Origin of the sequence: Streptomyces sp. NPDC013457, assembly GCF_043089925.1 — a bacterium.
In the GTDB taxonomy this organism is placed as follows: domain Bacteria; phylum Actinomycetota; class Actinomycetes; order Streptomycetales; family Streptomycetaceae; genus Streptomyces.
On record NZ_JBICBL010000001.1, the window covers coordinates 786,958 to 811,623 of the forward strand.

The following is a 24,666-nucleotide window of genomic DNA, read 5'->3' on the forward strand; positions in this document are numbered from 1 at the left end:
TCAGAACCTCTCCGGCTTGACGAGGGCGAGGACGAGATAGCCCAGCAGAGCGGCGGCCACCAGCAGACCGACGATGTTCTCGGCACTCACAGCTTGGCCACCCCCTTGGCGATGAAGGCCACCAGCGCGAAGACCGCGATCGTGGTGACGACGAAGGCCACATCGGCCATCGTGAGCTCCCGGATGCAGGAAGAAGGAAGAACGGATTCTCGGACGAGATGAGGAAATCGCCTTTCGGCCACGGATCGGCTCTCGTTAACGGCCCTCTTACGCGGCGCAGCACGCTCTTGACGCGTCCTCTACGGCTCCCCGGCTCCCGGCGCGGAACCAGGTCACTCTCCCGCCCGTTCCCGTCTGCGCCCCGGCGGGTGCGGCTGCACCCCGGACATGCGTACGTCCAGTCCCTGCCGGCTCGTCGCCGGGACGACCGGGTCCCCAGCGCCCAGCTCACGGGCGTGAGCGACGCCCCGGCCGCCGGGTCGCGCTCGATGACGACGACCTTGTGGTCGGTGGTGCGCAGGCGGGCCAGAGGCCCGTTCTACCGCCGTCTCAGACCGCGCTCGGCAGCGAGACGACCATGGTCAGGCCGCCGCCCGGGGTGTCCTCCGGGGTCAGCGTGCCGGACATCGCCTCGGTGAGACCGCGAGCGAGCGCCAGTCCGAGACCGACGCCCGTGGTGTTGTCCGTGTCGCCCAGACGTTGGAACGGCTCGAATACCCGCTCCCGATCGCTGGGAGGGAGTCCAGGGCCCCGGTCGACGACTCTCAGTTCCACCCGGCCGGCCAGCGCGCTCACGGTGAGCAGGACGGGGTGGGTGGGTGGAGCGTATCGGCTCGCGTTTCCCACCAGGTTGGCGATCACTCGCTCGAGCAGCGGCGGATCGGCGAAGACCGGCGGCGCCTGCTCGAATCCGTGCAGGACGGGTCGCGCGGCGTCGGAGGGCAGGGCGTCGAGCACCGCAGGAAGGACCTCCTCCAGCGCCGTGGGGCGGAGTGAAAGGTTCAGTGCGCCCGCCTGGAGGCGGCTCATGTCGAGGAGGTTGTCGATGAGCCGCGCCAGTCGGCCCATGGACTCGTCGGCGGTGGCGAGCAGTTCGTCCCGCTCGTCCGCGGTGAACTCGACGTCGGTGCTGCGCAGGGAGGCGACGGCGGCCCATCCGGCGGCGAGGGGTGTGCGCAGATCGTGGCTGACGGCTGCCAGGAGCGCCGTCCGCATCCGGTCGGCGGCCCGGACGGGCTCCACCTCGGCGGCGGCTTCGGCGAGCCGGGCCCGTTCGGCGGCTGCGGTGACGTGGGCGGCGAAGGCCGCCAGGACGCGACGGTCCGAGGACGGCAGGGTCTTGCCGCGCAGGACGAGGAAGTGGCCGTCGCCGACGGCGACCTGGCTGACGGCGGGATCGCCCGCGAGCGCGGCGGTGAGCCGTGCGGCCGGCACGAGTTCGGCGGAGTCGGCGCCGAAGATCTCGCGAGTACGGGCAAGCAGGGCGGGAACCGTGTGGTCACCGCGTACCACCGACCCGGCGAGCGAGGAGAGGGTCTCCGCCTCGGCGGTGGCCCGCGCCGCGCGTCGGGACAGCCGTAGGGAGCGGTCCACGGCTCCGGCCATGACGGCGGCAACCAGGACGAACACGCCCAGGGCGAGCATGTTGTCGGCGTCGGCGAAGGTGAAGGCGCCCACAGGCGGTGTGAACCAGTAGTTGAGCAGCAACGACGCGGTGACGGCTGTGACGAGCGCCGAGACGACTCCGCCGAGGCAGGCCACGCCGACCACGGTGGCGAGGAACAGGAGCGCCTCGCTGGTCAGGTTGAACACTCCCCGCGTGTGGTCGAGGAGCAGCGTGAGCAGGACCGGCAGGACGAGCCCCGCGAGCGACCCTGCGATGCGTCGCGAGACCGGCAGCGTACGGCGGCGGGAGGGGAGCAGCCTGCCGTGTCCCGCCCGCTCGTGGGTGACCGTGTGGACGTCGATGTCGCCGGAGAGCGCGACGGTCGTCTCGCCGATGCCCCTTCCTGTCAGGAAGCGTTCGAGTCGGCCGCGCCGGCTGGTGCCCAGGATTAGCTGGGTGGCGTTCTCGGCCCGGGCGAACTCCACGAGGGCCGTGGGGACGTCGTCCCCGACGACGGTGTGGTAGCTGCCGCCGAGGCTCTCCGCGAGCCGCCGCTGGCGGGCGAGGGCGGCGGACGAGGTGCCCGCCGCGAGGCCGTCGCTGCGCACGACGTGCACGGCGAGCAGCCGGCCCTGGGCGGTCCGGGCGGCGATCCGGCTCGCACGCCGGATCAGGGTGTCGCCCTCGGGGCCGCCGGTGAGGGCGACGACGATCCGTTCGCGGATCTCCCACACCCCGCCGATGCCGCGCTCGGAGCGGTACTTTCGCAGGGCCTCGTCGACCCGGTCGGCCACCCACAGGAGGGCCAGTTCGCGCAGCGCGATGAGGTTGCCCGCACGGAAGTAGCTGGCGAGGGCGGCATCGACCTCCTCGGGCGGGCGTATGTTGCCGTCGGCCATCCGGCGCCGCAGTTCCTGCGGGTCCATGTCCACGAGCTCGATCTGGTCGGCACGACGCACGACCGCGTCGGGCACGGTCTCTCCCTGCGGCACCCCGGTGATCTTCTCGACGACGTCGCTGAGCGACTCCAGGTGCTGCACGTTGACCGTGGTGACGACGTCGATACCGGCGGCGAGCAGCTCCTCGACGTCCTGCCAGCGGTGGGCGTTGCGGTGGCCCGGTGCGTTGGTGTGGGCGAGGTCGTCGACAAGGACCAGGGCGGGCGCGCGTCGCAGGGCCCGGTCGAGGTCGAGCTCGGGGCGGACCCGGCCGCCGTGGACGGCGCGGGCGGGCTCCAGGATCTCCAGGCCGGCGAGCAGCGCCTCAGTGTGTGGGCGGCCATTGCACGCGGCGATGCCGACGACGATGTCGGCACCGCGTGCGGCTCTGCGCCGGCCCTCGTCCAGCATGCGGTAGGTCTTGCCGACCCCGGTGGCGGCACCGACGAACACCTTGAGTCGCCCCGGACGGACTTCCGGGTCGACGGGCCCCGACGGCGCGGGAAGGTTCAGAACTTCTCCGGGCGGATGAGCGCGGCCACGAGATAGCCGACGATACCGACGGCGACGAGCAGTCCGACCACGTTCTCCACGCTCATGAGCGCTTCACTCCCTGGTGAGTCCCTACGGGTGTCCTGTTGCGAGGAAACCCGGTGCGCGGCGCGCGTAGGAGCACCTTGACGGGTCCCTTGCGGGGCGCCGTCGCATGCTGACGGCGTCTTGGCGGATCTCTGGCGCGCAGCTCGCTCGGTCGGCGGAACTCAGCGAGGCGCGGACTCGATCCCAGGGCGGCCAGCGCGACGGCGGCGATCAGGCGGGGGACGCCCAGGGCAGGCGCCCGGCGAGCGCGTGGTCGAGGCCGGCGGCGCTCACCGCGCGCGAGGCGTGAGGGTCGGCGACGGCACCCCAGGTGTCGGAGGCGCCGATCCAGCCGTGATCACCGACTCGGCGGAGGCTGCTGTGAGCAGCGGGATCGCCGTACGCAGCAGGCGCAGCCGGGCGGGCGGCGTGCCCCACGAGCGGCGTCGTAGCGCGCGAAGGCGATTCCTCACACGTTCGGGGGCGTTGACGGCGGGGGCCGGCGGACGGGCCGTCCCGGTCCGCGACCCCCTCGTGGTCGCGGACCGGGACGGCCCACCGCTCGTACAACCGTCGCGGGTGCGATGGTGACGGTCCAGGCCGTCGTTTCCGGACCGTGCGCGCTACCGGTAGTGGTCACCACGCATCCCTCCCACCTCGGCACCTCGGACGGTTGTCCGATCCCCCGTGGTGAGGAGTCTGTGGTTCGTTTCGGCCACCTTCCGAAAGCGTTGACGTGGCCCTGACGCTCCGTCGGTCCGATTTGACGGGCCCTTGACGGCAAGAGCCAACGTCCGTCAGAGAGACGTCAATTCGGGCGTTCCGGTGTCGCTGCGGGCTTCCCGTGGGCCTAGTTTTCTTCTCGGTCGCTCACCCGGCCCGTGGACGTCAGTGGCCTGTTCGTCCCCGGACCGCGGGGGCACGGCAGCCTCCCATCCGACTCCCGTGCCCCCGCTCCGCGAGCGTCGCTGTCCGTCCGCAGCCGTCCCGTGGGCACCGGAAGTCCTCTGTGAGCCCACGGCATGCGGACGAGGGCGGCCCTGCCGTGCTCTCCCGGCCGTCGCCGATCGGGCGGGGCCGGGCTTCACCAGAAGGTCTTCTGCGATGCGATCCCGCGCGCCTCACCGGGCGCCCTCCGCTCCCCCTACGCCTACGCCGTCCGCTCCGCCCCGCTACCCGGCCCCCGCACCGAAACGGCGGCGCTCGGCGCAGGGCGGGCTGCTCGAACCCGTACAGCTGGTCAAGTGCTTCCCGGATGCCGTGCGCAAGCTGCATCCACGGGCCCTGGTACGGAATCCGGTCCTGCTCGTCGTCGGCGTCGGTTCGGTGCTGACGACGCTTTCCGCGGTCTTCAACCCGTCAGTGTTCACCTGGGTGATCAGCGTCTGGCTGTGGCTGACGGTGATCTTCGCCAACCTCGCCGAGGCCGTGGCGGAGGGCCGCGGCAAGGCCCAGGCCGAGTCACTGCGCAAGGCGCGCACGGACACGGTGGCTCTGCGGCTGAAACACTGGCGGTACGGCACGGACCTCGACCGGGCGGAGACGGAGGCGGTCGCCGCCACGGACCTCCAGCTGTTCGACTTCGTGCTCGTCGAGGCGGGCGAGCTGATCCCGGCCGACGGCGACGTCGTCGACGGCGTGGCGGCGGTCGACGAGTCCGCCGTCACCGGCGAGTCCGCGCCGGTCATCCGCGAGTCGGGCGGCGACCGGACGGGAGTGACGGGCGGTACGACGGTGCTGTCCGACCGGATCGTCGTACGGGTCACCTCACGCCCCGGCCACTCCTTCATGGACCGGATGATCGCCCTGGTCGAGGGCGCCTCCCGGCAGAAGACACCGAACAAGATCGCGCTGAACATCCTGCTCGCCGCCCTCACCGTGGTCTTCGTCCTGGTCGTCGTCGCAATCCAGCCCATGGCCACCTACGCCGGCGCCGCCCCCTCCACGACCGTATTGGTCGCCCTGCTGGTGACCCTGATCCCGACCACGATCGGTGCGCTGCTCTCCACGATCGGCATCGCGGGCATGGACCGGCTCGTGCAGCGCAACGTCCTCGCCATGTCGGGACGTGCCGTCGAGGCCGCGGGTGACATCAACACCCTCCTCCTCGACAAGACCGGGACGATCACCCTTGGCAACCGGGTGGCTGCCGACTTCGTCCCGCTGCCCGGCGTCGAAGAGTCACAGCTTGCGAACGCCGCGCAGCTGGCCTCGCTGGCCGACCAGACGCCCGAGGGCCGGTCGGTGGTGGTGCTCGCGAAGGAGCGGTACGGGCTGCGGGCGCCGGACGAGGGGGAGTTGGCGAACGCCAGGTTCGTGGAGTTCACCGCGCAGACCCGGATGAGCGGGATCGACCTGCGCTGGGACAACGGCGCGGCCTGCCACATCCGCAAGGGGGCGACGGCGCAGGTGATCGCCTGGGTCGAGATGTACGGCGGGAGGGTGGCGGGAGAGGCGCGCGCCTGGAGCGATCAGATCTCGGGGGCCGGCGGCACTCCCCTCCTGGTCGCCGTCAACGACTGGGACGGCCCCCGCGTCCTCGGCATCGTCCACCTCAAGGACGTGGTGAAGGACGGCATCAGGGAGCGGTTCGCGGAGCTGCGCCGCATGGGCATCCGTACGGTCATGATCACCGGCGACAACCCGCTGACCGCGCGCGCCATCGCTCACGAGGCCGGCGTCGACGACTACCTGGCCGAGGCCACCCCCGAGGACAAGCTCGCCCTCATCAGGAGGGAGCAGGAGGGCGGGAAGCTCGTCGCGATGACCGGCGACGGCACGAACGACGCCCCCGCGCTCGCGCAGGCGGACGTCGGCGTGGCGATGAACACGGGCACGTCGGCCGCCAAGGAGGCCGGCAACATGGTCGACCTCGACTCCTACCCGACCAAGCTCATCGAGATCGTCGAGATCGGCAAACAACTCCTCATCACCCGAGGCGCGCTGACCACCTTCTCGATCACGAACGATGTCGCGAAGTACTTCGCGATCATCCCAGCCATGTTCACCGGCGCCTATCCGGGCCTGGAGGCGCTGAACATCATGGGGCTCCACAGCCCGACCTCGGCCATCACCTCGGCCATCATCTTCAACGCCCTGATCATCGTCGCCCTCATCCCCCTCGCCCTGCGCGGCGTCCGCTACCGGCCCGCCTCCGCCCACGACCTGCTCCGCCGCAACCTCACGGTCTACGGCCTCGGCGGACTCGTCCTGCCCTTCCTCGGCATCAAGGTCATCGACCTGATCGTCTCCGCCGTCCCCGGCCTCGGGTGAACCCGAGGGACGGGGTGAACCAGCATCAAGCGGGCGTCAGGGAAACGCTGTTCACCTTGTCCGGGACTTCCGTTGCGGGTTCGATGGGAAGCATGAACAGCGCATGGCTCCAGACCGACCGGCCGCCTCATCAGGCGCCCCGTCGTGAGCCCCGCTGTCCGGAGACGTCCGCCCGCCGCTGACGCACCTCCGCATCGTCCCGGGGCGTCGTGACATCCGCTGTCCGGCGCCCCTTCTTCGTACCCGTGCACACCTTTCACCCCTGAGGGACTGACCCGTCATGTCCGTATCCGACCTTTCCTCCCGTACGGTCCTGGTGACCGGTGCCACCTCCGGCATCGGCTACCAGACCGCGCGGCTCCTCGCCGAACGCGGCGCGACCGTGCTCGTCCACGGCCGCACCGCCGAGGAGGCGCACGCCGCCACCGACCGGCTCGTCACCCTCGCCGACGTCGACGGGTCCCGACTGTGCGCTTTCGGCGCGGACTTCACCCGCCTGGAGGAGGTCGAACAGCTCGCCGCCCGGATCCTGGCCGAGCACCCGCGCCTCGACGTCCTCGTCAACAACGCCGGCATGGCCGCTCCCGAGCGGCACACGGTGACGGCCGACGGCAACGAGATCGCGTTCCAGGTCAACTTCCTCGCCCACTACCTGCTGACGCACCTCCTGGAGCCCGCGCTCACCGGCGGGACGGGCGGACGGGTCGTGAACGTCTCGTCCTCGCTGCACCGCACCGGTTCCATCGCGTGGAACGACCCCAACCGGGTACGCCGCTACTCGCGCCTCGCCGCCTACGCCCAGTCGCAGCTCGCCCTGACGGTCTTCGCCGCCGACCCGCGGGTCACCGCCGTCTCCGTCCACCCCGGCATCTGCACCACCAGCCTCCTCTCCCTCTACGCCCACGAGGGCGTGTCGCCGGCCGAGGGCGCGGCGCATGTCGTACGGCTCTGCGACCCGGCCATCGAGATCGTCAACGGCGCCTACTACGACCGCGAACACCGCGTCGCCCCCGCACCCGCCGCCTCGGAGGAGCGCACCGTCAAGCGCCTCACCAAGCTCGCCGACCTTCTCGTCGGCCAGAGCGCCTGACGCCCCGCACACCGTGCGCGGCCCACACGGCCTGAAAGGAACCCGTACCGCAATGTCGAAGCGCGCCCGCAAGAAGAAGGACCGCCGCAAGAAGAAGGCGAACCACGGCCGCAGGGCCGGCGCCCGCTGAACCCCTGGGGGCGGCCCACACCACGGGCCGCCCCTCTTCCTTCCGCACCAGGAGTGCCCGTGATCCCGCACGCGTCCCACCAACCACCTGCCCCTGCCCGTGTGTTCCTGTCCGGCGCGCCCGGCACCGGGGCCCTCGCCGAGCACGTCCTGACCAACGGCCACGGCCAGTGGTGGCCCGACCGGGCCGAGGAGCCCCGCGTGGTGGCGGTGACGTGCGGCGGACACGCCCTTCTGGCCGGCGACCCCAGCGCTGTCACCCCGGACGAACTGGCCCCACTCGCCCGGCACCATGTCGAGACTCCGGGCCGCTTCGTCCCCGTCCTCGGCGCCGCCTTCGAGCAGCTCGTCCCGTGGGAGCGGATGGTCTACATCCACCGCGCCGAGGCCGTCGTGCCCCGCGTCCCCCGGGGCGTGACAGTCCGCCGCCTGGCCGTCGAGGACACGTGGGCGCTCGCGGCGCTCGACCCGTCCATGGCCTGGATCCACGAGAGCTGGGAAGGACCCGCCGCCCTCGCCGCGTCGGGCCTCGGCTGGGTGGCGGTCCGCAAGGGCCGGGTCCTCGCCGTGGCCTGCAGCCGGTACCAAGGCCACCGCTACGAGGACGTCGCCTGCGCCACCGCACCCGACGAACGCCGTCAGCACCTCGCCCTGGCCTGCGTCGCCGGACTGACCGCCGACATCGCGGCACGCGGCCACCGGGCAAGCTGGAGCTGCTCCCGCGACAACCGCCCGAGCCGTCTCCTCGCCTGGACGGCGGGCTTCCGGCTGGACCACGAGTACGTCCACCACGTCGCCGGTCCCGTCAGCCGCGCGTCAAGGTTGGCCGAGGCCACATAGGTACCGCGTCAAGACGGACCGGCTGCGGCCGGCAGAGCTTCTGGCGTCCGTTCCATGGAGCCACGATTCGTCCCGCAGCCGGAGCCCGGCGACCGTACGGTCCAGGACAGCGAGTGGGCCGGCGAGGCCCGCGCCGCCGCCGGCTGCGCGGGCCTCCTTCTCGCCCTGTCGCTGACCGTGGATGCCGGGGACGACGGGCTGACCCTGTCGAGCGCGCTGATGTGGATCACCCTGTCCGTCGCGCTCTTCGTGATCCTGCTGCCCGCCAGGGTCGTCGCGGCACCGGGAGGGGTCACCGTCCAGAACCTGTGGAGCCGGAGGAGCGTGCGCACGGACCGGATCGCGACCGTCCGCTGGCCGGACGGGATCGAACAGCGCCTCGTACTGACCGACACGGACGGCGGCCAGGCCCAGATCGAACTGCGCGTCCTCCTCGCCGACCCAGCCCTCTGGCTCGTACTGGAGGCCGACGCGCGGACCTCCTACGAGAACGGCACTCTCCGGAAAGGCCTGCGGGACCTCGACCGGCTCACCCGCCGCGTCGAGTGGGACACCGCCCACTCGGTCTTCACGATCTCGGGCCTGCACTGAGGCTGTCGTCGTCCAGCGGGGCGGCGGCCTGAGCCGCCAGGTCGGCGACGACCAGATGATCCACCTCGCAGGGTCCAGCCCCCCGCTGTCCCCCGACACGTCAAGCCTCCGCCCGGTGCCGCGTGGGTGGCACCGGGCGGAGGCGTCCTTGACGGATCCCTGACGGTCACCAGCGGAAACGGTCAGTGCCAGAAGTGGTCAGCAGCGGAAGCGGAGCCGGCAGACGACGGCGTTCGTGTCGCGGCGGACGGCATGGGCGACGACGGCGCCCCGCTGGTTCTGCAGGACTCGCTGCCACAGGTGCTCGGGTTCGGCCTCGGGGACGAGGACGGTGACCCGGGTGCCCGGTTCGGTCGCCTCCAGGTCGCGCACGTACGCGGTGATGGGCCGGCCGAGGGAGCGGCGCTCGGAGGAGAGCCGTACCAGGGGCACCCCCGGGTTCCACAGGGCCCAGTCGCGTTCGAGGGCCTCGGTGGCGGCCAGGTCCTCGGGGTCCGGGTGGCAGACCGTGACCGCGCGGACCTCGTCGCCGAGGGAGACGGCGGCGGTAAGGGCCTCGCTGGTAAGGCGGGTCAGAGAGGAGACGGGGACCAGGACGAGGGAGCGCTCGCGGTGCGGCGGCTCGGGGATCCTGCCGACGCCGAGGCGCTCGCCGATCCTCCCGTACGCCCGGTGCACGGCCTCGAAGGCGAGAACGAGGACCGGCAGGGCGATCACGATCAGCCAGGCGCCATCGTGGAACTTGGTGGCGGTGACGACGACCGCGGAGGCACCAGTGAGGACGGCGCCGAGACCGTTGAGCAGAGCCTTCGCCACCCAGCGAGGTGCACGCTCGCGGCGCCAGTGAAGGACCATGCCGGTCTGGGCGATGGTGAAGCCGACGAAGACGCCGATCGCGAAGAGGGGGACGAGAGTGTTGGTGTCGCCGCCGGAGAAGACCAGCAGGCCGGCGGAGGCGACGGCGAGCCAGACGACGCCGTGGCGGTGCACCTGGCGGTCGGCCTTGAGGCCGAAGACGTGCGGCAGATAGTTGTCGCGGGCCAGCAGCTTCAACAGGACCGGCAGACCACCGTAGGAGGTGTTCGCGGAGAGCGCCAGCAGCACCATGGTCGCGAACTGGACGACGTAGAAGGCCGCATTGTGACCGAGGGAGGCGTCGGCCAGCTGAGCGAGGACGGTGACCCCTTCGACCGGCTGGAGGCCGAACCTGGAGATCAGGACCGAGAGCCCGATCAGCATCACGCCGAGGAGCGCGCCCAGCGCGACCTCCGCGCGCATCGCCCGCCGGGCGGCCGGGGCGCGGAACGACGGCACCGCGTTCGCTATCGCCTCCACGCCCGTGAGCGCGGAGCAACCCGAGGCGAACGCCTTCAGCAGAAGCAGGGCGCCGACGGTGGTGGCGTTGTCGGCGAGGACGGAGGCGTGTCCGGCGGACGCGGCCGTGGAGACGGGGGCGTCGCGGAACAGGCCGACGACGATCAGCACCAGGATCGCGCCGATGAAGACGGCGGTCGGGGCGATGAACGCGCGGGCCGAGTCGACGATCCCGCGCAGGTTCACGCCCGTGATCAGCACGAGGACCGCCAGGCAGATCCACAGCCGGTCGCCGTACAGCTCGGGGAAGGCCGACGTCAGGGCGGCGACACCGGCCGTCACGGCCACGGCGACGTTCAGGACGTAGTCGAGGACGAGCGAACCCGCCGCGACCAGGCTGGTGCGCCGGCCGAGGTGCGCCTTGGCCACCGCGTACGAGCCGCCGCCGTCGGGGAACGCGGCGATGACCTGGCGGTACGAGGCCACGAGGACGGCCAGCAGGCCCGCGATGGCCAGCGTGACCGGGAGCGTGAAGCCGAGCCCGTATCCGCCGGCCGCCGCGAGGACCAGGACGATGGCCTCGGGGCCGTACGCCACGGACGCCATTGCGTCGAGCGACAGCGCGGCGAGCCCGGTGACGGCCGTGAGCTTGTGCCGCGCACCGGTGTCCGGGGGCTCCTCGACGACGGGCGTGGCACCGTTCTCGGTGGTCAGAGCGGACATTCGGGTGTTCTCCTTCGTGCTCAGGTCCGCTCAGGGTGTGCCCCGGTCAGCGCGCTCTCCATCGTTCCTGGCGGGTTCTTGGCGCCCGACGGCGCTCTCCTCACGCCTTCTTGACGCGAGCGCTCGGGAACCGTGGGCGCCTACGGGGCTACGGTCGTGCCATGAGCCGAAACAGCGCGCGGACACCCACGGACCGCCGCATGCGACGCATGTCGCTGTCGCTCGCCGCCGCGGCCCTGTCCGTCTCCGTCCTCGGAGTCGCATACGACGCTTTGTGGCTGCTCGGCGTAGGCTCCTGGCTCCTCATCGCGGCCGTCCTGATCGAGCTCGTCTACCGCCCATGACCGCTTCATCGGTGCCCTGCCATCAAGATCGGCGCGCTCCCTCCGAGGCACGCGTCGGCGTCTTCCTGCCGCGCCAGGGGCACACGCCCTCGATCGGTCAGCCCCGGGGATGAGCCCGACCGGTGCATCTTGACGCTTTCCTGACGCGCCCGGCCTGATCGGTCGTTGACGTGTTGCTTACGCTGGCCCGGCCCGTCCGCACGACGGGCGGACCCCTCATCCAGCAGCAGCTCAGGAGCACCTCCATGGCCACCACACCGGACGCGCGCACCGGACGATTGCGCGCGTGGATGCTGGAGGGCCTCTCCGACATGGGGAAGGGCAAGCCCTCCCGGCCCAAGGCGTCGGCGCCGGACGCCGGACACAAGGGGCAGCGCTGGTGGCGAGTGATGTGCCTGACGGGTGTGGACTACTTCTCGACCCTCGGCTATCAGCCCGGCATCGCGGCCCTGGCCGCCGGCCTGCTCTCCCCCATCGCCACCGTCGTCCTGGTGATCGTCACCCTGGCCGGCGCGCTTCCCGTCTACCGGCGGGTGGCGGAGGAGAGCCCGCACGGTGAGGGCTCGATCGCGATGCTGTCGCGGCTGCTCTCCTTCTGGAAGGGCAAGCTGTTCGTCCTCACCCTGCTGGGCTTCGCCGCGACCGACTTCCTCATCACGATCACTCTGTCGGCGGCGGACGCCTCCACCCACCTGGTGGAGAACCCGCACCTGGAAGAGGCCCTGCACGACAAGCAGGTCCTGATCACCATGGTCCTGATCGCGATGCTCGGCGCGGTGTTCCTCAAGGGGTTCCTGGAGGCGATCGGTGTCGCGGTCGTCCTCGTGGGCGTCTATCTCGCGCTCAACGCGGTCGTCGTCGTGACCGGCCTGTGGCACGTCCTGACCGAGGGCCACGTGGTCACGGACTGGACCGCCGCCCTGACCGCCGAGCACGGCAACGTCTTCGCCATGATCGGCGTCGCCCTGATCGTCTTCCCGAAGCTCGCGTTGGGCCTGTCCGGCTTCGAGACCGGCGTGGCGGTCATGCCGCACGTGGAGGGTGAGCCGGGCGACACGGAGAAGAACCCCGCCGGACGCATCCGGGGGACGAAGAAGCTGCTGACGACGGCCGCGCTCATCATGAGCGTCTTCCTGATCTGCACGAGCTTCATCACCACCGTCCTCATCCCGCACGAGGAGTTCGAGTCCGGCGGCAAGGCCAACGGCCGCGCCCTCGCCTACCTCGCGCACGAGTACCTCGGCAACGCGTTCGGCACCGTCTACGACGTGTCGACCATCCTGATCCTTTGGTTCGCGGGCGCCTCGGCGATGGCCGGACTGCTCAACCTGATGCCGCGCTACCTGCCGAAGTACGGCATGGCTCCCCACTGGGCGCGCGCCGTCCGCCCCATGGTCATCGTCTTCACCCTGGTCGCCTTCCTCGTGACGTGGATCTTCGACGCCGACGTCGACGCCCAGGGTGGCGCGTACGCCACCGGTGTCCTCGTCCTGATCTGCTCCGCCGCCATCGCCGTGACCATCGCGGCCCGCAAGGCCGGCCAGCGGGGCTGGACCATCGGCTTCGGCGTCATCTCCGCCGTCTTCCTCTACACCACCGTCGTCAACGTCATCGAGCGCCCCGACGGCGTGAAGATCGGCGCCTGCTTCATCGCCGGGATCATCCTCATCTCGCTCCTCTCCCGCCTCGGCAGGGCCTTCGAGCTCCGCGTCACCCACGTCGAGCTCGACGACATGGCGGAACGCTTCATCCAGGACATCTCCCGCCGCACCCCGCGCTTCATCGCCAACGAGCCGGACAACCGGGACGTGGCCGAGTACCGCGACAAGATCGAGCAGATCCGCGCCGACAACGATCTGCCGACCTCCGACGACTTCGTCTTCGTCGAGGTGACGGTCACGGACCCGTCCGAGTTCGAGGCGGGCCTGACGGTGCGGGGCGAGGTCCTGCACGACCGCTTCCGCGTCCTGACGCTGGAGAGCTCCTCCGTCCCCAACGCACTGGCCGCCCTGCTTCTCCAGGCACGCGACATGACGGGCGTCCGTCCCCACGTCTACTTCGAGTGGACCGAGGGCAACCCGTTCGCGAACTTCCTCCGCTTCTTCCTCCTCGGCCAGGGCGAGGTCGCCCCGGTCACCCGCGAGGTCCTGCGCGAGGCGGAGCCCGACCGCGACCGCCGCCCCCGCGTCCACGTGGGCTGACCCCGCAGTCGACCCGCGAGCCTCAACCGGGCCGCCAGAACACCGCGTCCGTGTCCGGCCGCACCCCGCGGGCAACGACTGCGCCCCACCGGCTGCTCAACGCCGAGCGTGGCGGTCAGGCTCTCCAAGGCGGTGAACCCGACAGCGGTACGACCGCCCAGCGGCGTACGAAAGACTCGGACCGCCACCGCGTGTGTTCCCGGCCGGACCGGCACGTACAGGGGCCCGGCCGGGCCGGGTCCTTCGGGCTCGGGATCGGCGCTCCTCGAGGAACCGCGAACGGACAGGTGGCCTGCCGGACGGCGTGAGCGCGATCCGGCACGGCATCGAAGCCATGCCCTGCCGAGCCCGATCGGGGTCGCCCGCTGACGCGGTCAAGGCGAGTTGGTCCCCAAGTGGTCCCCAGAAACGAGTCAGAGGCCGTTTCAGATTACTCTGAAACGGCCTCTGACCTGCGACTCTTTCAAGTCGGGACGACAGGATTTGAACCTGCGACCCCTTGACCCCCAGAAGTTGACGCCCAGTCCCCACCGTCCGTCCAGTCCACAGAGTCCGGTAAACATCCAGGTCAGAGCACCTACGTCCCGGTGCGCATGCGTTGGGGTTGCGTGACAAATCGGTGACACGCCACGGCGCGGTACTGATGTGCCCCACGAGGGCACCTGAGCTTCAAGGAAGCCCGGCGCGTTCACCGATCGGCTACTTGATCGTCCGGCGCCGTGCGCCTGCCTGCTTGACCTACAGGGCCGTCCAGCGGCATCGCACGGACCGGCGGACCCAATCTGTCTTAGGGGCAGATCATCAGCCTGCGTCGCGCTACCGTTACTGGTCGGTGACCGTAAGTGGTGGCCCGCAGGAGGGGGACAGATGCAGACCGGTGCTCGTAAGAAGACGATCAACCCAAGCGCGTACCTGGCTCTCGTTGAGGCCCTGACGCTGATCTTCTGGAACAAGAAGCCGTTTGAGCTCTACCTCCGAGGCATGTTGCAGGACCACAGCGAGCTGTTGGTACGAGTCGACTTCGGGGCCACCAAGCGTGAAGTGTCCGGCCAGGTGGTCAACCTCTTGCGAGCCAACGAAGCTCGCTATCTCGATCTGACCATTGCCCTGATGCTCGACATCGCCGCCATGGATACCTTCCCGAACCTGACGAACCAGGTCGACGGCGATGACATGGTCGCGAAGGCCGTAGCGGCCGTCGTGGAATTGCGTCGCTGGACAGCCAAGCATCAAGAGGTCGTCCAGGAGCACGAGGCCCATGCCGTTGCCATCACTGAGAGCGCCAGGAAGGCTCAGGACGGACGGGCGTTCGCTCAGGCTCACGAGGAGCTGAAGCAGCGGTTCCTCGTGATGCACTCGGCCGGCGACCCACACAAGCGGGGAACCGCCTTCGAGGGCTTCATCAACGAGCTGTTTGCGCTGTACGACCTGGAGCCGCGGGCGTCCTACAGCCTGGACCACGAGCAGATCGATGGCGCCTTCTCCTTCAACACGGACCACTACGTGCTCGAAGCCAAGTGGTGGAAGGACGCCATCGGACGCAGAGAGCTCGACGTGTTCAAGGCCAACATCGAGCGCAAGGGTAAGAACACTCTGGGGCTCTACGTCAGCATGAGCGGCTACAGCTCGGATGCCCTGGCGGTCTATAGCTACAGCACGCCCTTCATCACTATGGACGGCAGCGACTTCATGGCCGTTCTCGACCAGCGCATCCGATTGGACGATCTACTGGACCGCAAGAAGGGCCATGCCAGCCAAACGGGACACTGCTACTTGCCGGTGTCTGAGATCTTTTCGGGTTCGGAGTGAGTGCTAGCCGGGTGATGGGCCGCTGATCGAATTAGAGCCCGAAGCCCGGCCTCGCGCTACATGCCCGCTGAGGCGGTACGCCCCGGATGACCACACGGGCCACCCGGGGCAGAGCGGCCCCGGTCGTACTGCGTCCCGCCAGGCGGGGCACCAGGGCCTATCCCGCACACCCCAGTCCGGCACGGGCTGAGAGCAAGCTTAGTGTCGATCACCGACAGAGACGATCGACTGTCGGGCACCATCATCCCGTGCACGGTCGGTGGCACGTCCGCTTCCGAACGCAACTTTCGCCTCAGATCCTTGCATTCTCCCTGATCGCCGGCCTGGGTGAACCGGATAGTCAAGGAGATCGGGACCGTTGCGAAGTACCGCGCCTGCTTCGAGAAAGAGCTGCGTATGAAGAAGATAACCGAGTTGCGAGGCAGATCAACATGTCACAACAGCCGAGCGAGGCGAACCAGAGAAGCAAGACGGCACGAAACCCCATCAAGGAGCGCGGAGCGCCTGCCTCATTGATTTTACATAACCCAACTGGGGGCGCGCCCTGCGATTTGAAGACAATAAACCGGTCGTGCTGCAACCTCAGGTTGTCGAGGGTGTCTCACAGAGAGCGAGTCCGGCCGCGGCATGGCGCGCAGCGATGGCCAGCAGGTTGAGATGTCGCTTCTCGATGACTCCTGGTTCTGGCGCATCAATCATGAGGATCCCATACACCTTAGTTGGGGTGCGTACAGGAAAGTACACGAGGGTCTGGAAGTTTCGCGGAGTTGGCCACCTAATTGCGTTCCTTCTCCGCAAGTTTGCTTCAACTTCCCCTCTGCCGACCTTGGTGGCTTCCAGCAAGTATTCTCCATGCTTGCTATTGAATGGCACATCAGCCAAAGCTCCGCGCGCACTGCCGGAATGGTACGAGACACACAATCGACTCGATCCGTCCAGGTGGAAGAACGTTACCCGAGCTTCCGGTACGTCACCGGCACACGCCTCAACGGCGTGCACCGTTCGCTCTTTAATTGACTGCTCGAAACCAGCGCGTCGTTCTTCGGAAATCCTGGCAAGGCCTTCGGTGTAATCCACCAGACCGAACAGGTTCTTCAAGTACGCGAACATTAGCGCCTTAGCGTCCCGCTCCCTCTCATCCTTCAGCTTTTCGATTTCTAGGCGCTGAGTCTCAACGAGCCTAGATTCGCCCCTCTCCCAGCCCAATGGCAGCCATACCGCAAAGAAGGCCCCAACGAATCCGCCTGCGGTAATGAGGGCAAATTGCCAGGCGCTGAGATCTATTAGATCAAACCCGGCTATCGATTGAAGGGCGAACGCGACAGCAGCTGCGGCAGCCGGCACAGCCAGCTGTGCTCGCTTCGGCCATGTCGAGGGTCTCAACAGCGCCATAGCACCATGGTAGAGGTCGAGCCTCCACCGCGCATTTCGAGCAAAACGACGTTACCCCCCTCTGAACGGACCGAATTATCTTGACAGACGTCACCGATCGGATATTCCGCCAAAGAATCCTAGCCGCAGTCATATCTTCAGGCAGGACCTCCTCCCGCAGCGGGCCATCGAGGAGGGTTCGTATGCCGCACAGTCTCCATGAAATCCGCTCGTGGGCAGCCACATGTGATGTTGCCAAAGCTGCCGAAGCACTTGGTATCTCTAAGTCTCACTTGTACGAGTTGATCAAGCGAGAGCAAGTTCCTTTTCGGGTTGTTGCATTTGGCAACCGCTACCGAGTCATTACTGCATCGCTCATCTGTTATCTGGAAGCCACGTGAGGGAGGAGGGGGGTAAGGGATAGCCGGTAGGGGGCTCCGTTATATAGAAGGTGCGCGATGAGCGATCCGATCACGAAGATAACTCTCAAGGACGGGACGACCCGATATCGGTTCGTCACCGATGGCCCGCGACAAGTCAACGGCAAAAGGCGACAGATCCGCAAGACCTACGACACGAAGAAGCAGGCTCGGGACGAGCTCGCCCGCATTCGGCATCAGTCCACCACCGGTACGTTCGTGATACCAAGCAAAATAACGGTTGATGAGTTGCTTGATCTATGGCTCAAGACTGCGACCCGAGGGGTTGAGGAAGCGACCGCCTCCAACTATGACAATGCGATCCGCCCCGCACGGTTGTTTCTTGGAGATAAGCGGCTTCAGCTGCTCACTGAGGAGGACGTCGAGGAATTTGTGGACTGGATGCTGACCCGTGGGCGCCAGCGCGGCGGAAAGCCGGGAACTGGTGTTGGTCTTCGATCAGTGCGGCTCGCCCTTGGCCGGCTGCGCTCCGCGCTTACCTTTGCGGTTCGCCGCGGGTGGTCGCCCGCAACGTTGCCGAGCACGTCCGCGTCTCCCGCGACGCGGTGCGCAAAGCGGCCCAGGCAGATGCGAAGCGTCGACCTTGAGACAAGACGGAGGTGAAGGCGTTTATCGAGGCGACCAAGAGTGACCGCCTGTTTGGGGTGATGCTTCTGAGCCTTATTGCCGAGCGTCCTGCCGAGGTATGCGGCACTCGCTGGAAATGGATGTTGACCTCACGGGCGCTGGCGCCATCGCGGTGGGGAACACCCGCACCATCGTCTATGACCGTAGTCTGCCGAAGGGTTGGCGCAACAAGGCCGTTGAGAAGGATCCCAAGACCAGAAACGGTAGGAAGGCGCTGCCGCTGCCCAAGCCGCTGCAAGCAGCGCTTCTCACCCTCCACGCCCTCAGGCCGCGGAGAGGCTTGCAGCAGGGGAAGCGTATGAGGGGAGTGGCTACGTGGTCGTTGACGAGTTGGGTCGACCGTTCAAGACGGACAAGCTCCGTCGTGAGGCTCACCGACTGATGGCTCAGGCCAGCGTGCGGAAGGTGCGTCTCTACGACGCCCGCCACGCGTGTCTTTCGTGGATGGCCAACCACGGCGTCCCCGACACCGTCGTCTCCGCGTGGGCGGGACATAGCGACCCGTCCTTCATCAAGCGGGTCTACTTCCACCCCGACCCGCAGAGTCTCAAGAGGGGTTCGGACAAGCTCGGTGAGCTGCTCGCAGGTTGAGGAAGATCCACTCGGCATGTGACGAAATGTGACACAACTACCCCGGAGAACGAACAAGAGCCCTGCCTCACCGAAGTGAGACAGGGCTCTTATCTGCGACTACGAGGCGAACCTCAAGTCGGGACGACAGGATTTGAACCTGCGACCCCTTGACCCCCAGTCAAGTGCGCTACCAAGCTGCGCCACGTCCCGATGCCCGTGCCCCCGGTTCGTCCCCGGCGGCGGCGTGCAAGAGAACATTACCCCACTCCGTGCGGCGCCGGGGCGCACCCCCGGCCGGGTCGCGGGTGGCATCCGCCCAGGCGGGGCGGGCTCGGGGGAGAATGGGAGCGTGGACAGGATGCCGAGGGACCGGGACCCGGAGGGGCGGGCGCGCAGTGGGCGGCCCCGGGACGGGCTGGGGCGACCGCTGCCGTACGGGACCGAGGGGGTGCCCCGGCAGCCCGAGGGCGTCGTGCGGACCCCGGAGGCGTCGGTGCGCGAGGCGCAGCGGCTCCTCGACGCGGGGATGCCGTTCCACGCGCACGAGGTCTTCGAGGACGCCTGGAAGAGCGGCCCCGCCGACGAGCGGGATCTCTGGCAGGGGCTCGCACAGCTGGCGGTGGGTCTGACGCACGCGGCACGGGGCAACGCGGCTGGCGGGGCACGGCTGTTGCTCCGCGGCGCCGGGCGGATCGACGGGCGGCCCGATCCGTACGGGATCGACGTCGGCGGACTCGTACGGTGGGCCCGTGCACTGGCCGACCGCGCGGGTGAGGTGACGGACGCCGCCGCGGAAGCGCCGCGTCTGCTCGGGGAGTGACGCGGCGCCTCGGCGGGGATCACCAGGTGACCGGGAGCTCCAGGGGCGAGCGGTGGATCATGGTCGGCCGCATCACGACCCCCTGGTCCTTCGCGAGCCTCAGCCCGGGGAAGCGGCGGGTGAACAGCTCCAGGGTGAGCCGGAGTTGGGTGCGCGCGAGCTGGGAGCCGGGGCAGCCGTGGGCGCCGTGGCCGAAGCCCACATGGCGGGTGGGGTGCGCGGGCCGGGTGATGTCGAAGGTGTCGGGGTCCTCGTGGCGTGCCTCGTCGCGGTTGGCGGAGCCGTACGCGACGAAGACGGTGGCCCCTGCGGGCAGTTCGGTGCCGGAGAGCACGACCGGACGGGTGGTCGTGCGGCGGAATCCCTGGACGGCGGTGTCGAAGCGTGCCGCTTCCTCCACCGCCCCGGGTATGAGCTCGGGACGGGCGCAGAGCAGCTCCCACTGGTCGCGGTGGGACAGCAGGTGGAACAGAGCGGTGCCGATCAGCGCGGTGGTGGTCAGGTGGCCGGCGATGAGGAGGTTCTGCAGGTTGGAGGCGAGTTCGTTCCGCTGGTCGTCGGTGAGTTCACGGATGCCGGGCCCGAGCCCGGTGTCGGGGGCCAGGGCGGCGACCATCGCGGAGCAGAGGTCGTCGCGCGGTCGGGCGCGCCGGTCGCGGGCGTAGCGGTCCAGGAGGTGCTGGAGCGCGACGACGTCCTCGGCGGCGGCCAGCTGTTCGTCCTCGGGCATCGGCCGGAAGAGGAGTTGCTCGGCGCGGTGTCCTCCGTGCACCGCGGCGGGCACGTCCTCGGGGTCGAAGCCGATGAGCCGGCCGATGACCGCGCCGGGCAGCTCGCGCGCGTACGAGGACATGACCTCGGTGCGGCCGTTCGCGGCGAAGCCGTCGACGAGGCGCGTGGCGACCTCGGCGGCGTACGGCGTGAGGGCCGCGACGCGCGCGGCGGAGAGGCCGCGGTTGATCGGGGCCCGGTGGCGGCGGTGCGCCGCGCCGTCCGTGGAGACGACGGTGGGCCGCCTCCCGAAGCCGCGGGCGAGGACACCGAGGACGGCGGGCGCCGGCAGGACGTCGGGCCGCAGGGACTGGGCAGAGGAGAAGTCGTCGGCCCGCAGCAGCACTTCGCGGACGTCGGCGTCCCGGGCGACCAGCCAGGCGTCGAGCTCGGGGACGAAGGTCAGACCGTCGGTCTGTCGCGCACGTGCGTAGAGGGGGTAGGGGTCGCGCTGCAGCGCGTCGAGCAGCTCATGGCGTGCGGATGTCGTCGGGTCCACGCGGCGCCTCCGGAACGGGAAGGTGCGGAACTCGGGCAGGGTGCTCGTGCGGGTGTGCAGAAGATGCGCCAGGGTGCGGAAGGTGCTGTCACGCCATGGTGACCGGAGCCGTGTGTCCCTGGCTATGCCGCCGAGTCGGCCAGCGCGCGTTCGAGTACCGAGGTGTGGCTGACGGAGGGGTCCTTGGCGGCGGTGAGCAGGGTGACGGGCCCCTGGGCGGCGAGGGTGCGCAGCCGGTCGAGCGCCTCGGCGGCCTCGGGTTCGGCGAGCTCGTGCTCGTACCGCCGGCAGAACTCCTCGTACGAGCCCTCCGAACCGTGGTACCAGCGGCGCAGTTCGGTGGAGGGGGTGAGCGCCTTGGGCCACTCGTCGATCCGGGCGTCGGTCTTGGCGAGGCCGCGCGGCCAGAGGCGGTCGACCAGGACCCGTACGCCGTCGTCGGGCGAGGGGGCTTCGTAGATCCGTCGGACGCGTACGTCGGGGGTGGCGGAATCCATGGGTCCAGGGTGCCGGAGGGGACGGGCGGTCACACCTCGGCGCGCCCCGCGGCGGGCATCAGGGCGGGGAGGAGGACGGAGTCGACGAAGGCGCGCATGGTCGACGCGTCGGCGAACCGCTCCTCGAAGAGCCGCTCGATGCGGAGCATGCCGAGGAAGCAGGGGGCGACGAAACCGACCGCCGGATTGTCCGGGTCGATCTCGCCGCGCTCCGCGGCCCGCCGGAGGATCTCGTCGAGCGCGGCGATCTCGGGGCTGATGACGGTCTCGCGGAGCGCCTCGCGCAGATCGGGGTACTGGACGTACGCCTGGCTGACGGCCTCCATCAGCTCGGCGTCGTGGTCGCGGCGGGTCGAGGCGAGGCGGGCGGCCTCGCGGAGGTCGCCCGCCAGCGAACCGGTGTCGATTCCGGCGAAGAACACGCAGCGCTGCTTGGACAGGGCGGACGTGACGAGCTTCGGCTTGGTCCCCCACTGCCGGTAGAGCGTCGCCTTGCCGCACTTGGTGCGGGCCGCGACGCCCTCCATGGTCACCGCGTCGTATCCGCCCTCGCGGAGCAGGCAGAGCACGGCCTCGTACAGCTCGGTCTCCCGCTCGGGGGTGATCTTGCTGCGGCGGGCGGCTTCGGTCGCGGCCTGCGTGGACATGGCTTCCTCCCGGACAGCTCTCTGCACATACGAGAGTAGGGGGTGCACAATCGAGACGCAAACGTATCGAGACGCTTGCGTCTCGATGAATTCGGATCTAGGCTTCCTCCGTTTGCTGGCGATTTGATGGAAAAAGGGGCCGCGGCATGGCTGCCGGGATACGCGGGACACGTCCCACCGGACCGGGGCCGACCGCTACCCCGGACCCGTCGAGCGCCCCGCGTCCGCCCGACGCGCCCGACGCGCCAGACGCACCCGCCGCACCACGCACGCCGGACGCGCGGCGCATCCCCAGGCCGGCCCTCGGACGTGAGCTGCTGCTCGTCTCCGCGCTGTTCCTCGTCTACAAGTTCGGCAGGCTCTTCGCGAACGGCCACGAACTGCGGGCCTTCCACAACGCCGACCGGATCTGGGAGGCGGAGCGCGCCGTCCATCTGCCCGGCGAAGGGTCGGTTCAGGCCCTCCTGATGCACGGGGACACGCTCGTCCGGGCCGCCAACACCTACTACGCGGCCGTGCACTTCCCGGCCACGATCGCCTTCCTCGCCTGGCTCTACTGGCGCCGGCCGGACCACTACCTCTGGTCTCGGCGCGTCCTCGCGCTCCTCACCGCCGCCGCGCTCGCGCTGCACCTCCTGATGCCGCTCGCCCCGCCCCGGATGCTCGACGCGACCGGTCTCGTCGACACCGCCCGGATCTACGGACCGTCGGTGTACGGAGCGACCCCGGCCACGGACTCGATGGCGAACCAGTTCGCCGCGATGCCCTCGCTCCACTTCGGCTGGGCCCTGATGGTCGCGATCGGTCTGATCGCCACGACCCGTACGCGGTGGCGGTGGCTGTGGCTGCTCCATCCGGCGCTGACCCTGCTGGTGATCGTCGGCACGGCCAACCACTACTGGTTCGACGCGCTCGTGGCGGCGGCCCTGCTCGGTGTCGCGCTCGCGGTCGTACGAACCCCGGGCACGTCCGATCGCGCCGCGCCGGAACCGGCTGCTTCGGGACCCGCCACTTCTGGTCCTGACACCGCCGGTCCCGACGCTGCCGGTTTCGCCGGCTCCGGGCTCGGCGTCCCAGGGGTCGTCCTTCCCGGACCGGCGCCCCGCACGGCGGAGGTCCTGCGATGAACGGCCTCCAGGGCACGCTGCCGGCCGTTCTCCTGTCCCTGGTCTCGACGGCCGGTTACGCGCTGGCCGCCGTCGCCCAGTCCCGGCTCGCCTCGGCCTCCGACGGCGGACGCGGCGCGCTCCGCGCGCTGCTCACCCGCGGCCAGTGGTGGTCGTCGGTCGGCCTCAACGCGGCGGGCGCGCTCGCCCACGTGGCCGCGCTGCACTACGGCCCGCTGACGCTCGTTCAGCCGCTCGGTGCGCTGACGCTGGTGGCGGCGCTGCCCCTGGGGGCGTACTACGCGCGGCGGCGCGTGACCCGGGCGGAATGGCGCGGCGCGCTGTGGACGCTGGCCGGACTCGTCGGCCTGATCGCGGTCACCGGACCGGCGACCCCGGGCGACGCGCTCAGCCTGCGGGAGGCCCTCGTCGTCGCGGCGGTGACGGCGCTTCTCATCACCGCCCTCGCCTCGGGCGGACGGCGTCGGCCGGGTCAGGGCCGGGGGACGGGTCACGGCCGGAGGAAAGGACAGGGGCGGGGACTGGGGCACGCCACTGCCTCGGGAATCGCCTCCGGGGTCGGCTCCGCGCTGACGCAGACGCTGACGGCCGCGCTCGCGCGCGAGTTGCCGGGCGGACCGACGACCTGGTGGCAGACGGCGTTGATCGCCGTCCTGATCTCGGCCTTCGCCGTGGGCGGGCTGCTGCTGTCGCAGACCGCCTACCGGGGCGGCCTCGCCGCGCCGCTGGCCGTCGTGAACCTCTCCAACCCGGCCGCCGCCGCGGTCATCGGCGTGGCGCTGCTCGGCGAGACGTTCCGCGCGGGCGTGTGGGGCTGGCTGGTCGCGGCAGCCGCCTCGGCGGTGGCGGCGCGCGGGGTCGTCCTCCTGACGACCGGGGCGGGAGCCCTGCCCATACCCTCGAACGCCTCGAACACCCCGAGTCCGTCTCCGGTCGTCGCCTCCGGACCGTCGCTCCCCTCCCCCCGCACCGACGGGGCGACGGGCCCGTCGGCGACCGCACCGGCAGCCATGGCCGGCTGACCGCGGATCGCTCCGCTCCGGTCCGCCGCGCCCCTTGGATAGCTGCACTACCCTCGGTGGCCGGGGCAGCACTCCCCGGCGTGCGCGTCGAGACGATGGGAACGGTGAACCGCTTGTGCGCCTCTCCGAGTTGAGCGACCGCGGGGGCGTGTCGGTGGCCACCGTGAAGTACTACCTGCGCGAGGGGCTCCTGCCCGCCGGGACGCCGGTCACGGCCCGGCAGTCGGCGTACGGCGAGGAGCATCTGCGCAGGCTGCGCCTGGTGCGGGCGCTCCTCACGGTGGGCGGGATGACGATCCAGCAGGCCCGGGACGTCCTGGCGGTGGCGGACGACCCGGCCTCCGGCCGCCACGAGCGCGTCAGCGTCGCCGCGTACATGCTCGGCCCGCGGATCTCGCCGCCCCAGACCTCCGACCCCGAGCGTGCGGACTGGGACGAGGTCTTCGCCGAGATGCGCGATCTGCTCGCCGAGATGGGCTGGCGGGTGAGCGACGGGGCGCCGGCGCTCACCGCGCTGACCCGGGCGGTCGTGACGCTCCGCGCCCTGGGCTACCGGGGCGGCGTCGACCACATCCGGCGGTACGCCGAGGTGATGCACCCGATCGCCGCCGAGGAGTACGCGGTGATGGAGGAGTACCCGGTCGTGGAGGAGGCGATCGAGGCGGCCGTCGCGTACACGATGCTCTACGAGCCGATCCTGCTGGCCCTGCGCCGCCTGGCGCACGAGGACGTCTCGGCGCGTCTGCACGACACGGCCCCACCGGACCCTCCGCTTTCGTCATCTTGACGCAAATGCATGCTCCCCCCTATCGTCAACTTGACGACAAGGGGGAGT

General features: G+C 69.8%; 24 protein-coding genes, 2 tRNA genes and 1 pseudogene. 15 read left to right on the forward strand and 12 right to left on the reverse strand.

All coding sequences use genetic code 11. The annotated features are described in order from the left end of the window. The 5 genes from kdpF (ACF1G2_RS03490) to ACF1G2_RS03510 form a co-directional block, all read right to left on the reverse strand. The gene (gene kdpF / locus ACF1G2_RS03490; RefSeq protein ID WP_033204243.1) at positions 1-90 is read right to left on the reverse strand and encodes a K(+)-transporting ATPase subunit F; all 90 of its coding nucleotides are present in this window, start codon (positions 88-90) and stop codon (positions 1-3) included. Then, complete coding sequence (locus ACF1G2_RS03495; RefSeq protein WP_198540408.1) at positions 87-242, reverse strand: hypothetical protein; 156 nt, start codon at positions 240-242, stop codon at positions 87-89. Before ACF1G2_RS03495 ends, kdpF (ACF1G2_RS03490) begins: the two co-directional genes overlap by 4 nt. Positions 243-549: 307 nt before the next feature. After that, positions 550-2,997 (reverse strand): ATP-binding protein, encoded by a 2,448-nt coding sequence (locus ACF1G2_RS03500; RefSeq protein ID WP_391796631.1) that lies wholly within the window; start codon positions 2,995-2,997, stop codon positions 550-552. A gap of 56 nt (positions 2,998-3,053) precedes the next feature. Then, positions 3,054-3,143, reverse strand: coding sequence for a K(+)-transporting ATPase subunit F (gene kdpF / locus ACF1G2_RS03505; RefSeq protein ID WP_391796632.1), 90 nt, complete (start codon positions 3,141-3,143; stop codon positions 3,054-3,056). Between the two features lie 211 nt (positions 3,144-3,354). Continuing rightward, a complete protein-coding gene (locus ACF1G2_RS03510) occupies positions 3,355-3,561 on the reverse strand; it encodes a hypothetical protein (RefSeq protein ID WP_391796633.1) in 207 nt (68 codons plus the stop codon). 666 nt (positions 3,562-4,227) lie between these two features. Between ACF1G2_RS03510 and kdpB the strand changes: the two genes are divergently transcribed. The 5 genes from kdpB (at position 4,228) to ACF1G2_RS03535 (ending at position 9,046) form a co-directional block, all read left to right on the forward strand. Then, positions 4,228-6,396 (forward strand): potassium-transporting ATPase subunit KdpB, encoded by a 2,169-nt coding sequence (kdpB, locus tag ACF1G2_RS03515; protein ID WP_391796634.1) that lies wholly within the window; start codon positions 4,228-4,230, stop codon positions 6,394-6,396. Between the two features lie 280 nt (positions 6,397-6,676). Continuing rightward, the gene (locus tag ACF1G2_RS03520) at positions 6,677-7,486 is read left to right on the forward strand and encodes an SDR family NAD(P)-dependent oxidoreductase (protein WP_391796635.1); all 810 of its coding nucleotides are present in this window, start codon (positions 6,677-6,679) and stop codon (positions 7,484-7,486) included. A 52-nt stretch (positions 7,487-7,538) separates the two neighbouring features. Beyond that, positions 7,539-7,616 (forward strand): 50S ribosomal protein bL37, encoded by a 78-nt coding sequence (locus tag ACF1G2_RS03525; RefSeq protein ID WP_371637667.1) that lies wholly within the window; start codon positions 7,539-7,541, stop codon positions 7,614-7,616. 59 nt (positions 7,617-7,675) lie between these two features. Beyond that, on the forward strand, positions 7,676-8,455 hold the full coding sequence (locus tag ACF1G2_RS03530; protein WP_391796636.1) for a GNAT family N-acetyltransferase: 780 nt from the start codon (positions 7,676-7,678) through the stop codon (positions 8,453-8,455). Positions 8,456-8,509: 54 nt separating this feature from the next. Continuing rightward, entirely contained in the window at positions 8,510-9,046 is a 537-nt protein-coding gene (locus ACF1G2_RS03535) for a hypothetical protein (RefSeq protein ID WP_391796637.1), read from the forward strand. 198 nt (positions 9,047-9,244) lie between these two features. Here ACF1G2_RS03535 and ACF1G2_RS03540 read toward each other — a convergent pair whose 3' ends face one another. Further along, the gene (locus ACF1G2_RS03540; protein WP_391796638.1) at positions 9,245-11,083 is read right to left on the reverse strand and encodes an APC family permease; all 1,839 of its coding nucleotides are present in this window, start codon (positions 11,081-11,083) and stop codon (positions 9,245-9,247) included. Between the two features lie 161 nt (positions 11,084-11,244). Between ACF1G2_RS03540 and ACF1G2_RS03545 the strand changes: the two genes are divergently transcribed. Beyond that, positions 11,245-11,427, forward strand: coding sequence for a hypothetical protein (locus ACF1G2_RS03545; protein WP_391796639.1), 183 nt, complete (start codon positions 11,245-11,247; stop codon positions 11,425-11,427). 245 nt (positions 11,428-11,672) lie between these two features. Continuing rightward, positions 11,673-13,628, forward strand: a complete 1,956-nt coding sequence (locus ACF1G2_RS03550; RefSeq protein WP_391796640.1) for an amino acid transporter — start codon at positions 11,673-11,675, stop codon at positions 13,626-13,628. A gap of 468 nt (positions 13,629-14,096) precedes the next feature. Here the strand turns inward: ACF1G2_RS03550 and ACF1G2_RS03555 are convergent. Beyond that, a tRNA-OTHER gene (locus ACF1G2_RS03555) sits at positions 14,097-14,215 on the reverse strand. A gap of 280 nt (positions 14,216-14,495) precedes the next feature. Here ACF1G2_RS03555 and ACF1G2_RS03560 point away from each other — a divergent pair. Beyond that, the gene (locus tag ACF1G2_RS03560) at positions 14,496-15,437 is read left to right on the forward strand and encodes a restriction endonuclease (RefSeq protein ID WP_391796641.1); all 942 of its coding nucleotides are present in this window, start codon (positions 14,496-14,498) and stop codon (positions 15,435-15,437) included. A gap of 582 nt (positions 15,438-16,019) precedes the next feature. Here ACF1G2_RS03560 and ACF1G2_RS03565 read toward each other — a convergent pair. Continuing rightward, positions 16,020-16,829 carry a hypothetical protein gene (locus ACF1G2_RS03565; RefSeq protein WP_391796642.1) on the reverse strand — a complete coding sequence of 270 codons (810 nt, stop codon included), beginning with the start codon at positions 16,827-16,829 and terminating at the stop codon, positions 16,020-16,022. Positions 16,830-17,011: 182 nt separating this feature from the next. On the opposite strand from ACF1G2_RS03565, the gene ACF1G2_RS03570 reads away from it, so the two are divergent. The 3 genes and pseudogenes from ACF1G2_RS03570 to ACF1G2_RS03580 form a co-directional block, all read left to right on the forward strand. Further along, positions 17,012-17,209, forward strand: coding sequence for a helix-turn-helix domain-containing protein (locus ACF1G2_RS03570; protein ID WP_391796643.1), 198 nt, complete (start codon positions 17,012-17,014; stop codon positions 17,207-17,209). Positions 17,210-17,266: 57 nt separating this feature from the next. Then, a complete protein-coding gene (locus tag ACF1G2_RS03575) occupies positions 17,267-17,851 on the forward strand; it encodes a hypothetical protein (protein ID WP_391796644.1) in 585 nt (194 codons plus the stop codon). 327 nt (positions 17,852-18,178) lie between these two features. After that, a pseudogene (locus tag ACF1G2_RS03580) lies at positions 18,179-18,466 on the forward strand (tyrosine-type recombinase/integrase); the annotation flags it as partial. A gap of 118 nt (positions 18,467-18,584) precedes the next feature. On the opposite strand, the gene ACF1G2_RS03585 reads toward ACF1G2_RS03580, so the two are convergent. Beyond that, positions 18,585-18,658, reverse strand: a tRNA-Pro gene (locus ACF1G2_RS03585). Between the two features lie 148 nt (positions 18,659-18,806). Here ACF1G2_RS03585 and ACF1G2_RS03590 point away from each other — a divergent pair. Then, entirely contained in the window at positions 18,807-19,268 is a 462-nt protein-coding gene (locus ACF1G2_RS03590) for a DUF309 domain-containing protein (RefSeq protein ID WP_391797023.1), read from the forward strand. Positions 19,269-19,287: 19 nt separating this feature from the next. Here ACF1G2_RS03590 and ACF1G2_RS03595 read toward each other — a convergent pair whose 3' ends face one another. From ACF1G2_RS03595 to ACF1G2_RS03605, 3 genes are all read right to left on the reverse strand, one after another. Then, positions 19,288-20,538 (reverse strand): cytochrome P450, encoded by a 1,251-nt coding sequence (locus ACF1G2_RS03595; protein WP_391796645.1) that lies wholly within the window; start codon positions 20,536-20,538, stop codon positions 19,288-19,290. A 122-nt stretch (positions 20,539-20,660) separates the two neighbouring features. Beyond that, positions 20,661-21,035: a DUF488 domain-containing protein gene (locus ACF1G2_RS03600; protein WP_391796646.1), complete on the reverse strand. Its 375-nt coding sequence runs from the start codon at positions 21,033-21,035 to the stop codon at positions 20,661-20,663. 29 nt (positions 21,036-21,064) lie between these two features. After that, positions 21,065-21,682: a TetR/AcrR family transcriptional regulator gene (locus tag ACF1G2_RS03605; protein ID WP_391796647.1), complete on the reverse strand. Its 618-nt coding sequence runs from the start codon at positions 21,680-21,682 to the stop codon at positions 21,065-21,067. Between the two features lie 146 nt (positions 21,683-21,828). On the opposite strand from ACF1G2_RS03605, the gene ACF1G2_RS03610 reads away from it, so the two are divergent. From ACF1G2_RS03610 to ACF1G2_RS03620, 3 genes are all read left to right on the forward strand, one after another. After that, positions 21,829-22,809, forward strand: a complete 981-nt coding sequence (locus ACF1G2_RS03610) for a phosphatase PAP2 family protein (protein ID WP_391796648.1) — start codon at positions 21,829-21,831, stop codon at positions 22,807-22,809. After that, a complete protein-coding gene (locus tag ACF1G2_RS03615) occupies positions 22,806-23,831 on the forward strand; it encodes a DMT family transporter (RefSeq protein WP_391796649.1) in 1,026 nt (341 codons plus the stop codon). Before ACF1G2_RS03610 ends, ACF1G2_RS03615 begins: the two co-directional genes overlap by 4 nt. 115 nt (positions 23,832-23,946) lie before the next feature. Then, positions 23,947-24,618: a MerR family transcriptional regulator gene (locus ACF1G2_RS03620; RefSeq protein WP_391796650.1), complete on the forward strand. Its 672-nt coding sequence runs from the start codon at positions 23,947-23,949 to the stop codon at positions 24,616-24,618. The last annotated feature ends 48 nt before the right edge of the window (positions 24,619-24,666 follow it).

Bases quoted from the DNA above. Each gene is read 5' to 3' on its own strand.
- ACF1G2_RS03575 (WP_391796644.1), top strand. From the start codon at position 17,267: ATGAGCGATCCGATCACGAAGATAACTCTCAAGGACGGGACGACCCGA.
- kdpB (WP_391796634.1), top strand. From the start codon at position 4,228: ATGCGATCCCGCGCGCCTCACCGGGCGCCCTCCGCTCCCCCTACGCCT.
- ACF1G2_RS03615 (WP_391796649.1), top strand. From the start codon at position 22,806: ATGAACGGCCTCCAGGGCACGCTGCCGGCCGTTCTCCTGTCCCTGGTC.
- ACF1G2_RS03535 (WP_391796637.1), top strand. From the start codon at position 8,510: ATGGAGCCACGATTCGTCCCGCAGCCGGAGCCCGGCGACCGTACGGTC.
- ACF1G2_RS03560 (WP_391796641.1), top strand. From the start codon at position 14,496: ATGCAGACCGGTGCTCGTAAGAAGACGATCAACCCAAGCGCGTACCTG.
- ACF1G2_RS03545 (WP_391796639.1), top strand. From the start codon at position 11,245: ATGAGCCGAAACAGCGCGCGGACACCCACGGACCGCCGCATGCGACGC.
- ACF1G2_RS03590 (WP_391797023.1), top strand. From the start codon at position 18,807: ATGCCGAGGGACCGGGACCCGGAGGGGCGGGCGCGCAGTGGGCGGCCC.
- ACF1G2_RS03540 (WP_391796638.1), bottom strand. From the start codon at position 11,083: ATGTCCGCTCTGACCACCGAGAACGGTGCCACGCCCGTCGTCGAGGAG.
- ACF1G2_RS03610 (WP_391796648.1), top strand. From the start codon at position 21,829: ATGGCTGCCGGGATACGCGGGACACGTCCCACCGGACCGGGGCCGACC.
- ACF1G2_RS03570 (WP_391796643.1), top strand. From the start codon at position 17,012: ATGCCGCACAGTCTCCATGAAATCCGCTCGTGGGCAGCCACATGTGAT.
- ACF1G2_RS03565 (WP_391796642.1), bottom strand. From the start codon at position 16,829: ATGGCGCTGTTGAGACCCTCGACATGGCCGAAGCGAGCACAGCTGGCT.
- kdpF (WP_391796632.1), bottom strand. From the start codon at position 3,143: ATGAGCGTGGAGAACGTGGTCGGACTGCTCGTCGCCGTCGGTATCGTC.
- ACF1G2_RS03520 (WP_391796635.1), top strand. From the start codon at position 6,677: ATGTCCGTATCCGACCTTTCCTCCCGTACGGTCCTGGTGACCGGTGCC.
- ACF1G2_RS03550 (WP_391796640.1), top strand. From the start codon at position 11,673: ATGGCCACCACACCGGACGCGCGCACCGGACGATTGCGCGCGTGGATG.
- ACF1G2_RS03605 (WP_391796647.1), bottom strand. From the start codon at position 21,682: ATGTCCACGCAGGCCGCGACCGAAGCCGCCCGCCGCAGCAAGATCACC.
- ACF1G2_RS03600 (WP_391796646.1), bottom strand. From the start codon at position 21,035: ATGGATTCCGCCACCCCCGACGTACGCGTCCGACGGATCTACGAAGCC.
- ACF1G2_RS03525 (WP_371637667.1), top strand. From the start codon at position 7,539: ATGTCGAAGCGCGCCCGCAAGAAGAAGGACCGCCGCAAGAAGAAGGCG.